Here is a 14,437-nt window from a genome sequence, read left to right as displayed (position 1 = left end):
TTCGGCAACCAGCTGCTGTGACATCTACTCCACCTGAAGTGATTTGCTGAATTAGACTCAGTTCCATGAGTTTGTGGAATGCCCAGTCAGATGCGCCGTTATCCGTGGAAATCGAAGTTCCAAGCGGAGACCCGGCAGCTGACCTAGAACGCGGAGTGCAGTTGCTGCGCGATGTCCAGTCGGGCGAGAGGGGTTCTTTGCTACGGCTCTATCGTCCGGACCCGACTCTGGCCTTTGGCCAGCGTGATGTGCGTCTGGACGGCTATGAGGAGGCGCGGGAGGTGGCGCAGCAGCTAGGCTTTGCGCCATTGGTGCGCAAAGCCGGTGGCCGAGCCGCGGCATATCACCGGGGCACATTAATCGTTGACCACATTGAGCCCGAAGCTGAGGCAGTGATGCGCCAGCAAAGCCGCTTCGAGGTATTTGCCCGCGTCTATGCCAACGCCTTCCAGCGCCTTGGCGTGAATGCGCAGGTCGGGCCAATCCCGGGGGAGTACTGCCCCGGCGATCATTCGGTACATGGCCTCCCTGATGGGAACTCGCCGCGCAACTATCCAGTGAAGCTGGTAGGCACGGCTCAGCGTGTGGTTTCCGGCGCGTGGCTGTTCTCTTCAGTCTTTGTTGTCGAAGATTCTTCGTCCTTGCGCCAGGTCCTTGATGGGGTCTACCAGGCAATGGGTGTTCCCATGGATCCGACAACGGTAGGCGCAGCGAACGATTTGCTCGCCGGTGTCACCACTGAAGCATTTATTTCCGCGTTGCTCGGGGAATACCGCGAGCACGCAACGCTGCACGGTGCATAGCGCAGCTAAAAAGGTATCGGCACCTGCTGGGGGTGCCGATGCGTGGTTTTGCGACTGGAACTATGCGCCGACGCGCTCAACAACCTCGTCGATGCGCGGGTTGGTGGCTGCGGTACCGTCCGGGAAAATCAGAGTTGGAACGGTCTGGTTGCCGTTGTTGAACGACTCGACGATCTCCGCGGTGCCTTCAACTTCTTCGATATTCACCTCGGTGTAGGTGACACCCTTCTGGTCCATCAGGCGCTTGAGGTTGCGGCAGTAGCCGCACCAGCTGGTGGTGAACATGGTGACTCCGCCGGCAGCGGGAACGTACTGGTCAAGGTTCAATTCATTGCTCATAGTTGGTGTAACGGCACGCATGTTGACTTTGTTCCCGGCTGGCCGGAAAAAGTTCGCTGAATTCTCGGACGCTGCTCGCTAGACTGGGGAGCAGATTTTCCTTGAGGCCGGACTAGGGGGCAAGCGATGTGCGGACGATATGTGATGGCCAAAGCTATCGGCGATCTGGTGGCGGAGGCCGAGGCCGAAGCTGACGACAACCTGCAATTGCGCCAGTCATGGAACGTTGCGCCAACCACCGATGTGCCGATTGTGCTCGAGCGGCTGATCGGCGATGAGCTGCACCGCCAGATCCATGTCGCCCGGTGGGGGCTGGTGCCAGGCTGGGCGAAGGAGCTTTCGGTCGGGGTGCGTGCCTTCAACGCGCGCAGCGAGACGGCCAGCACCAAGCCGACCTTCCGCTCAGCAGTGAAGAAGCGCCGAGCCGTCGTCCCGGTGGAAGGCTACTACGAGTGGAAGAAGGAGGGCAGCAAGAAACGCCCCTTCTACGTGCACCGCGAGGATGGAAAGCTGATCTTCTTCGCTGGCCTCTATGAATGGTGGAAGGACGAGGACGGATCCTGGATTCTTTCCACCTCGATCATGACCATGGATTCGCCTTCGGCTGAAGAACCAGGGGTGCTCGGCGAACTTGCCGGCCTGCACGACCGCTTGCCCATTCCGCTGGGCAAGGAGATGATGGGCCGTTGGATGAACCCTGCCGAGGAAGATGGCGAAGGGCTGATCGAGCAGATTCGTGCAGAAGCGTTCGATGTGGCCTCAGAATGGACCATGCATGAGGTCGACACCGCTGTCGGCAATGTGCGCAATAACTCTCCGGAGCTGATCGAGGCGCACAGCAACTCGCTGTTCTAGCGCTGGTGCCGGGCGGCGTGCTGCACCATCCAGGCGCCGTTGGCCATGGCGAATACTGCCAGCCCCAGTCCCATCAGCCGCCGCGCGGCAACGCCCGCCGGGGACGTGGCCAGCGAGGACAGCTGTGCGTGCGTCAGCGGCTCGTAGGCGAACCAGCCCAAAGGCACCGGTTGCAGCGTATCCCAGATCTTCAACCCGGCCCCTGCCAGGAACAAGGCCAAGGCGAGCGCGGCCAGGATCCAGGGCACGACTCTGAGAGGGCGCACCGCCAGGATGCGGCGCATCAGGAAGATCCCTGCTGCCAGGCAGAGGGTGACGACGCCGAAGAACAGCAGCGCGCCTCCGGCAAGAAGCACAGGGCTCGGCGACTGCGAGATCGCTCCTGCGGCTGAGTAGAAGCTATCTGCGGCAGCGGCCACCGGTTGGCGGCCGTCGTGCCAGATCAAGACGAGGCCGCAGAGCAGGGCGGCAAGGCCGCCATAGCCTGCCGTTCTCTGGATCCGCAAATGCGTTTCAGGCATGGATTCATTATTCCATCGATGGTGTGGGAAACAAGGATGGCGGCAGCAGCCGGCCCGCAGGCCGGCTGCTGCCGCCATTTGGTGGAATCGCTGTCGCGGGTCAGTGCCCGCGCTTGATCCATTCATCCAGGTTCGGCGCTTCGGCGCCGATGGAAGTGGCATCGCCGTGACCGGTATTGACCACCGTTTCGGCTGGTAGCACCAGCAGCTTGGTGCGGATCGATTCAATGATCGTCTCGAAGCTGGAGTAGCTGCGCCCGGTAGCACCCGGTCCGCCGTTGAACAGGGTGTCGCCGCTGAACAGCACGCCGAGGTCTTCCGCATAGAAGCAGGTTGAACCTGGCGAGTGCCCCGGGGTGTGCAGCGCGGTCAGCGAGGTGCCGGCGATGGTGAATGAATCGCCTTCGCTGATTTCCGCGTCCACGTCGCGCTCCGGGTAGACAGCTTCCCAGAGCATGCGGTCTTCTGGGTTCAAGAACAACGGTGCATCTACGGCGTCGGCGAATTCGCCGGCGGCGCGGATGTGGTCATCGTGCCCGTGGGTCAGCAGGACGGCCATGACTTCGCGATCGCCCACGGCTTCCCGGATCTTGGCAACATCGTGTGCCGGGTCGATCACCATGACCTCGGAATCATCGCCGATGATCCAGACGTTGTTATCGACATCCCAGGTGCCGCCATCCAGCGAGAAAGTGCCGGAGGTGACGACGTTCTCGATGCGGGCAGCCATTAGAGCTCCACCACCGAACGCAGCACGGTGCCTTCATGCATCTTCTTGAACGCCTCTTCGATTTCATCGATCTTGATGCGTTCGGTGACGAAGGAGTCCAGATCCAGGCGGCCGAGCTTGTACTGCTCGACAAGCATCGGGAAGTCGTGGCTTGGCAGGCAGTCGCCGTACCACGAGCTCTTCAGCGAGCCGCCTCGGCCGAAGACGTCCAGCAGCGGCAGCTCGAGCTTCATCTCCGGGGTCGGGACGCCCACCAGCACCACGCGGCCTGCAAGATCGCGGGCGTAGAAGGCCTGCTTGTAGGTTTCCGGACGGCCTACAGCATCGATCACCACATCGGCGCCGAAGCCGCCGGTCAGTTCCTGGATGGCTTCCACTGCGTCGACCTTGGAGGAATCCACGGTGTGGGTGGCGCCGAAGGTCCTCGCGGTTTCCAGCTTGTCAGCGTTGACGTCCACCGCGATGATGGTGGTCGCGCCAGCCAGCTGCGCGCCGGCGATGGCGGCGGCGCCGACGCCGCCGCAACCGATCACGGCAATCGACTCGCCGCGCTTGATTTCGCCGGTGTTGATCGCCGCGCCGATGCCGGCCATGATGCCGCAGCCGAGCAGGCCGATGGCTGCCGGATCGGCTTCCTCATCCACGATGGTGCACTGGCCGGAGTGGACCAGGGTCTTCTCGGCGAAGGAGCCGATGCCTAGGGCGGCCGACAGTTCGGTGCCGTCCTCGAGGGTCATCTTCTGGGTGGCATTGAAGGTGTTGAAGCAGTACTTCGGCTCGCCCTTGGCGCAAGCGCGGCACTGGCCGCAGACTGCACGCCAGTTCAGGATCACGCGGTCGCCGACCTTCACATTGGTGACGTTCTCGCCGATCTGGCTGACGACTGCGGTGGACTCGTGGCCCAGCAGGTAGGGGTACTCGTCGCCGATGCCGCCGAGCTTGTAGTGCAAGTCGGTGTGGCAGACACCGGTGGTGAGCACGTCGACGACTACTTCTCCGGGGCCCGGGTCCGGAACGATGATGTCGACGACCTCTACCGGCGCATCCTTGGCGCGGGAAACAACGGCTTTGACCTTATGAGGCATGGGATTTAGCTCCTGGAACGATTGACTGTTGTTGTCTCGATGTTATCGGTGTCCCCGGCGCTTATGGAACATTCACGACACAATGACGCAGGCTGTTTCGCCCAGAGCCAATTTGCGCAGGTGCACCACGGTTTTCCCGGAACATATGTGACGGTGCAAGGGCTGCTCCTCGAGCTCCAGCTCTGATGGTCAGCAGGGTCCCACTCCCATCGGGTACCTCGCCAAATTGCGCCTAGCCTTGGCTCATGATGCGCAGCTTGCCAGCGATGCATCGCTGTTCCAGATTGCCGCGACGTCGGATACTCCTTGCCCTGTGCGTTCAGCACGGCCTTTCGCAGGGCCTATTTAGCCAGCCTGTCGGCGCTGGAGCCGCTGCGCTCGGCTAACCCAAACTGTCGGTCGCGCTGACTAGTGTAACTGTCATTCGAACACATGTTCGAATAGAATGATTCTACTAGGTAAGGAGTGTGCACGTGGGGATGTTCACCGAGTCGATCGAGGTAGCTCGCGCAGCGAATGGAATGCCGTTGCGCGTGAGCTGGCAGGGGCAGGACTATCGCTTGGTGGCCGAACCGCAGCGCTGGTTCGAGCGCCGCAAATGGTGGGACGAGAACCTGCGGATTCCCCGCGGAGCCGGTGCGGGGATTGCCGACTATGAGATGTGGCGCCTGCAGCTGGTCGCCGTGCGCGGATCCAGCCAAGTGCACAGCGTCGATGTGAGTTTTGATGCGCAAACTGAGCGGTGGCGCCTGGTGCGGGTGCATGGCTCGCTGGCCCGTAGCGCCTGATGTCCCGGCAGGGGAACATATTTTCGAAGGACCTCCATGAGCTTCACCCATCTGAACGTCAGTTCTTCATATAGCGCCCATTACGGCGTCTCGCCCCCAAAGCAGCTGGCCCAGGCGGCCAAGGCGCAGGGGGCGCAGATGCTTGCGTTGACTGACCGGGACGGGCTGTACGGGACGGTCAAGCATGTGGCAGCCTGCATGGCAGAAGGCCTGCATCCGATTCTCGGGGTGAACCTTGCGGTGCTTGATAGCCACGGGGAAGCCCAAGGGCGGATTGTCCTGCTGGCCCGTGGGCGCTGCAATGGCGCCGGGTATGCGGCGCTGTGCCGGGCAATTACCCTCGCGCATGGCACTTCGCATGGTGTTCCGGGCCTGGAAGCCGGGCAGCTGGCGCATCTGGGCGCCGGCGGGAACCTGATGGTCCTGCTCGGCGGGGAATCGGATGTTGCCCGCGCAATCCTCAAGGGAAACTATGCCCACGCCCGGGCGCTGCTTGCCAACTGGAAGAAGCGGCTGGGAAAGATGCTGCGCGTGGAGATCACCACGCACCTGTCCAGTCCCGGGTCGCGCTACAGCCTCGGCGAAGCAGGCCGCTTGCTGCGCTACGCCCACGAGCGGGGGATCAAGGCAGTCCTCAGCAACGCTGTACGCTACGTGGATCCCGACGGTGCGGTCACCGCAGACATCCTGGACTCGGCGCGCGCCCTGCACAGCCTGAAGAATCTGGACTCCTGCCAACCCAACGGCCAAGGATGGCTGAAAACCCCGCAAGAGATGCGCCAATTGGCCAAGGAAATCGGCCAGGCCACCGAAAGAAGCTGGGCTCAACAGCTGTTGCGGGAAACCGAGGCGCTTGCCGAATGGGCTGCGGCCGACCCGGTAGCCGATCTCGGATGGAAGAAGCCGGTCATCCCCGAAGCCAAGGTCATCGGCCTGCATCGTCCGGCCATGCAAGAACTCACCGAGCGAGTCCACGCAGCGGTGCCCGGGCTCTTGCCGCACGCCAAACCCAGCCTCATTGAAAAACAGCTGGCTCTGGAACTCGGGGTGATCGACCGGCTGGACTTCGCCGGGTATTTCCTGACCGTCGCCGAAACCGTCAAGCTGATCACCGGCATGGGAATCCGCGTGGCCGCCCGCGGCTCCGGCGCCTCCTCGCTGGTGAACTACCTGCTGGGCGTCAGCCAGGTGAACCCGCTAACCCATGACCTGGTGTTCGAACGCTTCCTCTCCGATACCCGCACCACCTTGCCGGACATCGACATCGATGTGGAGTCCGCACGCCGCCACGAGATCTACCGGGAGATCTTCGCCAGCTTCGGCGAAGAGCGCGTGAGCCTGATGAGCATGCAGAACGCCTACCGTGCCCGCGGCGCGGTCCGCGATGCAGGAGCCGCCCTCGGGGTGGAGCAGGAGCAGGTCGACGAGATCGCCAAGCAGCTCTGGCGCTTCTCCGCGTCCTCTTTCCGCGAAGCGCTCACCGAGAAGCCGGAACTGGCGGCATTGGCCGAACGCATTACCGATGACACCCAGCTCGATATCCTCATCGACGCCACCGAACGCCTGGACCGGCTGCCGCGCCATATCTCCATGCACCCCTGCGGAGTGATCCTCTCCGACGCGAGCCTGCTGGACCGCACCCCGGTCCAGCCGTCGGGCATCGGGCTGCAGATGAGCCAGTTCGACAAGCACGACATGGACCTGATGGGGCTGATCAAGCTCGACGTGCTCGGGGTGCGCATGCAATCAGCCATCGCCTACACCCTGGAAGAGATCGCCCGCATGCACCCGGACAAGCAGTCGGTCGCGCGCGCCGGAGGGCACGTGGATGACAGCTATATCTCCGCTGCCGGAGCGATCGACCTGTCCCGGGTGCCGCTGGATGACGGACCCACGTTCGAATTGATCCGCTCAACCCATACCCTGGGCTGCTTCCAGATCGAATCCCCGGGCCAGCGCGAGCTGATCGGCAAGCTCGCCCCGCGCGAATTCAACGACCTGATCATCGACATCTCGCTGTTCCGCCCTGGCCCCATGCAATCGAATATGGTCAAGCCCTACCTGGAGCACCGCCACGGCTTCGCCCCGGCCCAATACCTGCACCCGGACCTGATTCCAGCGCTCGCCGAAACCCATGGGGTCACCGTCTTCCATGAACAGGTGCTGCGCATCCTGGATGTGATGACCGGTTGCGGGCTGGGCATGGCCGATGTCTACCGCCGACTGCTGGGGAATCCGGACAAGGAACCAGCCGTAGAACGCTATGTGCGCACCGAAGCAACCAAGCGCGGCTACAGCCAGGAGACGATCGACAAGGTCTGGGAAGTGCTCTCCGGCTTCGGGTCCTTCGGCTTCTGCAAAGCCCACGGGGCGGCCTTCGCCGTGCCCACCTACCACTCGGCCTGGCTCAAGGCCCACCACCCCGAAGCCTTCCTTGCCGGCATCTGGGAGCACGACCCGGGCATGTACCCCAAGCGGCTGCTGGTCTCCGAAGCCCGGCGCATGGGCATCCCCATCCTGCCGCTGGACATCAACCGCTCCACCGGGCACTACCGGGTCGAACGGGTGTTCGAATCCGCTCCAGCGAAGCTCCCGGTGGTGCCACGCGCGCCCAGCTCGCTGCGCCCTGGACGCTACGGGGTCCGCCTGGCCTTCCGCGACATCCACCAGATGAGCGAACGCGAAGTCGAACGCCTGGTCGCCGGCCAGCCCTATGAGCACCTTGCAGATGTCCGCGCCCGCGCGGGGCTCTCACGCCGCACCTACCAGAACCTCGCGGCCCTCGGCGTCTTCGACTCCCTGCTCGCCGGGACCTCGCGTGCCGACACCATCGCCCACACGCAATCCATGGCCCACAGCTCCCTTCCGGCCAAATACCGGCCCGGCCCCGGGCAGCTGGCGCTTGACCTCGGGAAAATCGAACACATCAAGGCCACCGGAACCGAGCTGGAACCTGCCGAAGTGGTGCGTACCGAACTGGACCTGATGCACCTGGATGCCAGCGAGCACCTGATCTCTTCCTACCGGCAACGCCTGGCGCACCTGCCCATCACCCAAGCGGCCGAGCTGCTGCAGTTGCGCAACGGAACCGAGGTGCTTGTCGCCGGAGTGCGCGTGGCCACCCAGACCCCGCCCATGCGCGGAGGCAAGCGCGTGGTCTTCATTTCCGTGGACGACGGGACCGGCTGCATCGACGCGACCTTCTTCGACGACACCCAGCAACGTACCGGGCCATTGCTTTTTTCCACCCGCATGCTGCTCATCCACGGAGTCACCCGGCGCACCGGACCACGTGGCATCTCGCTGCAGGCGCTGAACGCCTGGGATCTGCATCAGCCCGAAACCTTGCCCGCTGCGGGATACCTTGAAGAGCAGGGCCGCCCGCAAATCAGCTACCGGCCAAAGCTCGGCGAAGGTGCTCGCAGCATCGAGAGCGTCGGTGAGCTGGCCAAGCGGATGGAAGCCGAAGGGCTGGACCAGAGAGGGGCGTGATGCGCTCATCCAATGACAGGGTTTTGCCCAACAAGTACATTGGGTCTCATGGGGCGAGTACTTGACGTGAGGAGCAAACGAACATGGATGCACCGGATGAACAATTCTTTCTCAAGTGCGTCCAAGCAAACCCCATCAACCAGCAAATCCTCCACCTTGCGCCACAGCTAGGTGTTTCGGACTGGTGGCTCACCGCAGGTGCACTATTCCAAACGGTATGGAACGTGCTTGAGGGAAAGGACCCGCAAAACGGAATTCGCGACTACGACTTCTTCTACTTCGATGAAGATACGTCCTATGAGGCGGAAGACGCAGTCATACGCCGGGCCAAAGAACTCTTCAAAGGCATCGACGCAGAAATCGAAGTCCGCAATGAAGCACGCGTCCACATTTGGTACGAGGAGCACTTCGGCGTGCCTGCTATTCCATTCACCAGCTCCACGGATGCCATCGATCATTTTGCAGCGAAGACCTGCTGCTTTGCGGTCACTCGCGATGCGCATGGGCAAGTAGCCACCTATGCCCCGCATGGGTTTGCAGATCTATTCGCCCGGAAGATCGTTCCGAACCCAGTGCTTGCCCCGCGGGATGTCTACGAAGCCAAGATCGAACGGTGGCTAGCCCAGTGGCCGTCGCTGACCGCAGAACCCTGGCCCGAGTCGGAAACATCGAGAAACATCACCCAAGGCTGAAAAACCTCAAACCGAGGACACATGCCCGTCCGCATCAATGACGAATGACGGATTATGCACGAAGTCCCAGCGGAACCCGTCAGGGTCGGCCACGCAGGCGCTCATTCCGCCCCACGGCTGCACAGCCGGTGCCGTCACGGATTGCGCTCCGGCATCAAGCGCTCGCCGGTAGAACCGCTCGACTTCCTCATCGGTGTGCACGTTATGCCCCAGCGACACAGGGGGAGCCTTCTCGCCGTGTCCGATGTCGCCATACTCGCTGGGCATCTGCGTAACGTCCCACAAGGCCAGCATCAAGGAATGCCCGGCACGGACAAAGGCAATCTCCGGGTGGGCTGGCTGCACCAGCTCGAAACCCAGCCCCTCGGTATAGAACCTGGTTGAAGCACCGACATCACGCACGCCGAGGGTGATCGCGCTGATGGTCGGCGGGGCCGACTTGTTCATGTAACCAGCCTAGGATGCCCTGATCTCGAATGATAGGCCTGGAAGGCGAACACCTCATGGTGTGGATCGGGTTGCGCGTCAGCGTGCTCTTTGTGGGTATTGCCTCGCACTACTTCTCGACCTCAGGAGGGCTCGTCACTGCCGCAGGGGGAGTTGCGCTATTCGCGGTGCTGGTTATCGGGGTCGTCCGCATAGTGCGAGCTTCCGGGAAAACTGCAGGCAGTTCAAATTCTGACTGACTACAGATGGATCCACTGCTCATTGCGCGGCGATGACAGGTCGCGCTCACGCTGGGCGTGGAGTTCCAGGTCGACGCGGCTCGGCAGGTGATGGTTGCGCTGTACGCTGCTGGGCGTGCGGCGCAAGCCAAGCCGCCGGGACGAAAAGGATGAGTTTGATGCTGGATAGTTTTTCATGCTCGGTTCTCCTTGAACCTGCGTCGGCTCGTCTTCTGCAGAAACCAAACCTGCAGATTCCTTCGCCTCCACGTCGATCTGAGAATTTGCGCTCGCCGGTTCGCTGGACCACTGATCCGGGTGCGGGATGCCGCGCACGTGCCGTGAGCACCAGGCGGCGATAGCTGCAACGATCACCAGTGAGCCGAAGAACAGCAATGTCGGTCCCATGCCCAGCCATTGCAGGCCGAGCCCGGTGAGGAACGGCGCCAGCGGCAGAGCCGACAGGGCCATGAACAAGATCAGGGAATTGGCTCGTCCTGCCATTTCCCGCGGGACTACTGCCATGAAGTAGCCTCCGACCGACGCGTTCAACGCAGGAACGCTCAGGTAGGCCACCAGCAGCATGGCACCCAGCCAGAGCAGATTTGTGTTGAAGCCCATTAGCAGCATCGCTCCGCCCAGAACGCTCAAGCAGCTGCAGGCCAGCACGCCCGTCCGGAATTTCTCGATCAAGCGTCCGGCGAACAGCGAACCGGCGAACATGCCCAGGCCCATGAATGTGGATACCAGGCCGATTACCCATGGGGTTTCGCCGCGTTGCTGCAACCCATAGATCAACGTCGTGTTCAGTCCGTTGGTTCCGATATTGATGACGGTGATCAGGATGAGCAGGCTGCGCAGCTGCGGCCTGGCGAAGCACCATCGCATGCCCGCCGCGATGCCGGGCGAGACCAGACGGCTGCCCGCCGGGGAGTGCTCCATGGGCTTTGACATGGCTTCGGCTGCGCGCAATGGTCCGCGCAGCGCGAACCCCGAAGCGGCGGCGAGCAGCTGCAGGAAACTGACAGCCAACAGGGCAAACCCTGCTCCGAATCCGAGCAGGAGCCCGCCCAGCGGAGCCGCGCCCAGCAGGAGCACCGAATCGCGTCCCTGATTTGCCGCCATGGCTCGTCCCAACTGCTTGGGATGGACCACGTCCTTGAGTGCGGCATTCGTGACGGCACCGAAATAGCCTGAACGCAGTTCCATGAGCACGTGGGCCAAGCAGAGCACTGCTACGCTCAGCGAGCCGCTGATGCTGGCCACTGCCAGTGCCAAGGTGAGTGTCGCACCGCAAATCCCTCCGGTGAGCATCATGCGTGCCCTGTCGGAACGGTCGGCCACGGAGCCGCCAAGCAGCGTCAAGCTGGCCCGCGCGGCCAGTCCCAGGGCGGCCAGCGTGCCGGCCTGCACCGTCGAACCGGCCAGTCCCAGCAGGATCAGCGGCAGCACGAAGGAGTAGATGCCGCCAGCCAGCAAGGCCGTGGTGTCGGCGACCCACCAGATGCGGTAGCTGCGCTGGTAATGCAATGCCGGCAGCAGTTGTGCGCCGGCAGCGGTCGCCTGCGGCTGAATCAGGGGAGTCTGGTCCGTGGTCATGCATCAACCATAGACCCGCAAATAAACTTGCGCAATAGAATTTGCGCAACTTAATTTGGGCAATTGCTATGCTGATCCCATGACCCAAGCACAGTCGAATGTCACGTTCACCGCGCCAATGCTCAAGGCCATGGCCAACCCGTTGCGTAGGCAGATCTTCGATGCATTGGCGGCGATGGGCACCGGGCGCGCCTCCGATATCGGCGAACTGCTGGGTCTGGCCCCGAACAAGGTCAGCTTCCACCTGCGCGAGCTGGCCAAGGCCGAGATGATCGAGGAGGCTCCCGAGCTGGCGCGCGACAAGCGCGACCGCGTCTGGCGTCCGGCGGCTACCGGCTACACCACGGGCCAGCCCGCGGATCGCACCGGGGATGGTTCTGCCACCGCCATGAACGCCTACCTCGGGCAGGTCATGCACGACGAGCAGCGGCGCTTGGAAGCCGCCTTGGCCCACGCCCAGCGCTGGTACGGAGCCAGCGATTCCAGGCCGGACCTGGCGCAGCTGAGCACCAGCAACCTGATGCTCACCGAAGATGAACGCCAGGAGCTGCAACGCCGTTTGGATGCGGTGATCCCCGCCTTCCGCAAGGACCAGCAGAGCGGGAAGATCGCCAGTTCGCAACCAGCCTCACAGCGCAAGCTGTGGCACTACTCCGGGCTACTGTCGGCCGACGAGCTGTTGAACGGGTCACACTCGGGCGAACAATCGGCGTAAAACCCGAAGTGAACCGGTTGCGCGACGCAATGCTGAACTAAACTGGATTCTGGCTGGCTGTGGCCAAGGTATGCCACAAGCTATGAAGCCATCACAGATTGAAAGGTAGAACCCGATCTCATGAGCGAGCAGCTGACTCTCACCATTGACGGCGAGCAGGTACAGGTGGACGCGGGAACGACCGGTCTGCAGCATTTCGCCAATGACAAGGACGTGGTTGTCATGCACGTCGATGGCGTACTGCGCGACCTGGCCCGCGAACTGGAAGCCGGAACCACTGTCACCCGCGTAACCATCAACGATCCAGAAGGATTGGAGGTGCTGCGCCACTCGACCGCCCACGTGATGGCCCAGGCTGTGCAGCAGCTGCGCCCGGATTCCAAGCTGGGCATCGGCCCGTACATCACCGATGGTTTCTACTTCGACTTCGACGTCGAAGAACCGTTCACGCCGGAAGACCTCAAGCAGCTGGAAAAGATGATGCAGAAGATCATCAACCAGAACCAGCTCTTCGTCCGCCGCGAAGTATCCCCAGCGGAAGCCAAGGCCGAGATGGCCAACGAGCCATACAAATGCGAGCTGCTGGCCAAGGCCGACTCCGCGGACACCTCCGGCGAAGGCGTGACCGTCGAGGTCGCCGCCGGCGAGACCACCATCTACGACAACGTCGACCGCAAGTCCGGCGACACCGTCTGGAAGGACCTGTGCCGCGGCCCGCACCTGCCGAACACGAAGCTGATCAAGAACGCGTTCGCACTGACCCGCTCGGCCGCCGCGTACTGGCTGGGCAGCGAGAAGAACAAGCAGCTGCAGCGCATCTACGGCACCGCCTGGCCAACCAAGGAAGACCTCAAGGCCTACCAGGAGCGACTGGCCGAGGCCGAGCGCCGCGATCACCGCAAGCTCGGCGCCGAGCTGGACTTGTTCTCCTTCCCGGACGAGCTGGGCTCGGGTCTGCCGGTGTTCCACCCCAAGGGCGGCATCATCAAGCGCGAGATGGAAGACTACGTGCGCGACCGCCACGTCGAAGAGGGCTTCCAGTACGTGGGCACCCCGCACATCTCCAAGGACGGGCTGTTCCACACCTCGGGCCACCTGCCGTACTACGCGGACACCATGTTCCCGGCGCTGCACATCGACGAGGAGCGCGACGAAGACGGCAACATCACCAAGCAGGGCCAGGAATACCGCCTGAAGGCGATGAACTGCCCGATGCACAACCTGATCTTCCGCGGCCGCGGACGCAGCTACCGCGAACTGCCGCTGCGCCTGTTCGAGTTCGGCCACGTCTACCGCTACGAGAAGTCCGGCGTGGTTCACGGCCTGACCCGTGTGCGCGGTTTCGCACAAGATGACTCGCACTCCTACGTCACCAAGGAGCAGGCCCCAGCCGAGGTCGAGCACCTGCTGAACTTCATGCTCTCGCTGCTCAAGGACTTCGGCATGGACGACTTCTACCTGGAGCTGTCCACCCGCGATCCGGAGTCGGACAAGTTCATCGGCACCGACGAGCAGTGGGCGGAAGCCACCGCGGTGCTTGAGCGCGTGGCCACCGAATCCGGCGTCGAGCTGGTTGCCGACCCGGGTGGTGCAGCGTTCTACGGGCCGAAGATCTCGGTCCAGGCCAAGGACGCCATCGGCCGCACCTGGCAAATGGGCACCGTGCAGTATGACTTCAACCAGCCGGCACGCTTCGGCCTGGAGTACCAGGCTGCCGACGGAACCCGCCAGGAACCGGTGATGATCCACGCCGCGAAGTTCGGCTCCATCGAGCGTTTCCTTGGCGTGCTCACCGAGCACTACGCCGGCGCCTTCCCGGCATGGCTCTCGCCGGTGCAGGTTCGCGCGATCCCGGTGGCCGAGGCCTTCAACGGCTACCTCGAAGAGGTTGTCGCCAAGCTCAAGGCGCAGGGCGTCCGCGTGGAACTGGATGACTCGTCGGACCGCTTCCCGAAGAAGATCCGCAACGCGTCCAAGGACAAGATTCCATTCGTGCTCATCGCCGGCGGCGAAGATGCTGATGCGAACGCCGTGTCCTTCCGCTTCCGCGACGGCAGCCAGGAAAACCAGGTGCCCATCGATGATGCGGTAGCCCGCATCGTTGAAGCCATCAAGAACCGCGACAACAACAACTAGTTCGGACAGGGAGTCCA

Annotated in this window: 13 protein-coding genes; 7 read left to right on the top strand and 6 right to left on the bottom strand. The window is 62.8% G+C overall.

All coding sequences use genetic code 11. From position 1 onward, the window contains the following. Positions 1-65: 65 nt before the first annotated feature. Positions 66-803, top strand: coding sequence for a biotin/lipoate A/B protein ligase family protein (locus tag ACLQ8T_RS09020; RefSeq protein WP_204722245.1), 738 nt, complete (start codon positions 66-68; stop codon positions 801-803). Between the two features lie 60 nt (positions 804-863). On the opposite strand, the gene ACLQ8T_RS09015 is transcribed toward ACLQ8T_RS09020, so the two are convergent. Beyond that, positions 864-1,142 (bottom strand): glutaredoxin domain-containing protein, encoded by a 279-nt coding sequence (locus ACLQ8T_RS09015; RefSeq protein WP_413454455.1) that lies wholly within the window; start codon positions 1,140-1,142, stop codon positions 864-866. Between the two features lie 126 nt (positions 1,143-1,268). Here ACLQ8T_RS09015 and ACLQ8T_RS09010 point away from each other — a divergent pair, with 126 nt between their 5' ends. After that, positions 1,269-1,997: an SOS response-associated peptidase gene (locus ACLQ8T_RS09010; RefSeq protein WP_413454454.1), complete on the top strand. Its 729-nt coding sequence runs from the start codon at positions 1,269-1,271 to the stop codon at positions 1,995-1,997. Here ACLQ8T_RS09010 and ACLQ8T_RS09005 read toward each other — a convergent pair. From ACLQ8T_RS09005 to ACLQ8T_RS08995, 3 genes are all read right to left on the bottom strand, one after another. After that, the gene (locus ACLQ8T_RS09005; protein WP_413454453.1) at positions 1,994-2,518 is read right to left on the bottom strand and encodes a hypothetical protein; all 525 of its coding nucleotides are present in this window, start codon (positions 2,516-2,518) and stop codon (positions 1,994-1,996) included. The two genes, ACLQ8T_RS09010 and ACLQ8T_RS09005, sit on opposite strands and share 4 nt — an antisense overlap. A gap of 100 nt (positions 2,519-2,618) precedes the next feature. Next, positions 2,619-3,248 (bottom strand): MBL fold metallo-hydrolase, encoded by a 630-nt coding sequence (locus tag ACLQ8T_RS09000; RefSeq protein ID WP_204722241.1) that lies wholly within the window; start codon positions 3,246-3,248, stop codon positions 2,619-2,621. Further along, complete coding sequence (locus ACLQ8T_RS08995; RefSeq protein WP_413454452.1) at positions 3,248-4,333, bottom strand: S-(hydroxymethyl)mycothiol dehydrogenase; 1,086 nt, start codon at positions 4,331-4,333, stop codon at positions 3,248-3,250. The genes ACLQ8T_RS09000 and ACLQ8T_RS08995 overlap by 1 nt, the downstream gene beginning before the upstream one ends. A 479-nt stretch (positions 4,334-4,812) precedes the next feature. Here ACLQ8T_RS08995 and ACLQ8T_RS08990 point away from each other — a divergent pair, with 479 nt between their 5' ends. The 3 genes from ACLQ8T_RS08990 to ACLQ8T_RS08980 all read left to right on the top strand — a co-directional run bounded on the left by ACLQ8T_RS08990 (position 4,813) and on the right by ACLQ8T_RS08980 (position 9,305). Then, positions 4,813-5,121, top strand: a complete 309-nt coding sequence (locus ACLQ8T_RS08990; RefSeq protein ID WP_239543741.1) for a DUF6504 family protein — start codon at positions 4,813-4,815, stop codon at positions 5,119-5,121. 36 nt (positions 5,122-5,157) lie between these two features. Beyond that, positions 5,158-8,613 (top strand): DNA polymerase III subunit alpha, encoded by a 3,456-nt coding sequence (locus ACLQ8T_RS08985; protein WP_413454451.1) that lies wholly within the window; start codon positions 5,158-5,160, stop codon positions 8,611-8,613. An 83-nt stretch (positions 8,614-8,696) separates the two neighbouring features. After that, positions 8,697-9,305 carry a nucleotidyltransferase family protein gene (locus ACLQ8T_RS08980; protein WP_204722237.1) on the top strand — a complete coding sequence of 203 codons (609 nt, stop codon included), beginning with the start codon at positions 8,697-8,699 and terminating at the stop codon, positions 9,303-9,305. A 6-nt stretch (positions 9,306-9,311) separates the two neighbouring features. Here ACLQ8T_RS08980 and ACLQ8T_RS08975 read toward each other — a convergent pair whose 3' ends face one another. After that, the gene (locus tag ACLQ8T_RS08975; RefSeq protein ID WP_121866873.1) at positions 9,312-9,752 is read right to left on the bottom strand and encodes a VOC family protein; all 441 of its coding nucleotides are present in this window, start codon (positions 9,750-9,752) and stop codon (positions 9,312-9,314) included. A gap of 239 nt (positions 9,753-9,991) precedes the next feature. Next, a complete protein-coding gene (locus ACLQ8T_RS08970; RefSeq protein ID WP_413454450.1) occupies positions 9,992-11,569 on the bottom strand; it encodes an MFS transporter in 1,578 nt (525 codons plus the stop codon). Positions 11,570-11,648: 79 nt separating this feature from the next. On the opposite strand from ACLQ8T_RS08970, the gene ACLQ8T_RS08965 reads away from it, so the two are divergent. Together ACLQ8T_RS08965 and thrS are read left to right on the top strand one after the other, a co-directional pair. Continuing rightward, a complete protein-coding gene (locus ACLQ8T_RS08965; protein ID WP_204722234.1) occupies positions 11,649-12,284 on the top strand; it encodes a winged helix-turn-helix domain-containing protein in 636 nt (211 codons plus the stop codon). Between the two features lie 120 nt (positions 12,285-12,404). Beyond that, positions 12,405-14,420: a threonine--tRNA ligase gene (gene thrS, locus ACLQ8T_RS08960; RefSeq protein WP_073706183.1), complete on the top strand. Its 2,016-nt coding sequence runs from the start codon at positions 12,405-12,407 to the stop codon at positions 14,418-14,420. Positions 14,421-14,437 lie beyond the last annotated feature (17 nt).

The sequence above is a fragment of the Glutamicibacter sp. FR1 genome, assembly GCF_047300825.1.
Taxonomy (GTDB): domain Bacteria; phylum Actinomycetota; class Actinomycetes; order Actinomycetales; family Micrococcaceae; genus Glutamicibacter; species Glutamicibacter nicotianae.
This window is presented reverse-complemented; position numbering and strand designations above follow the sequence as displayed.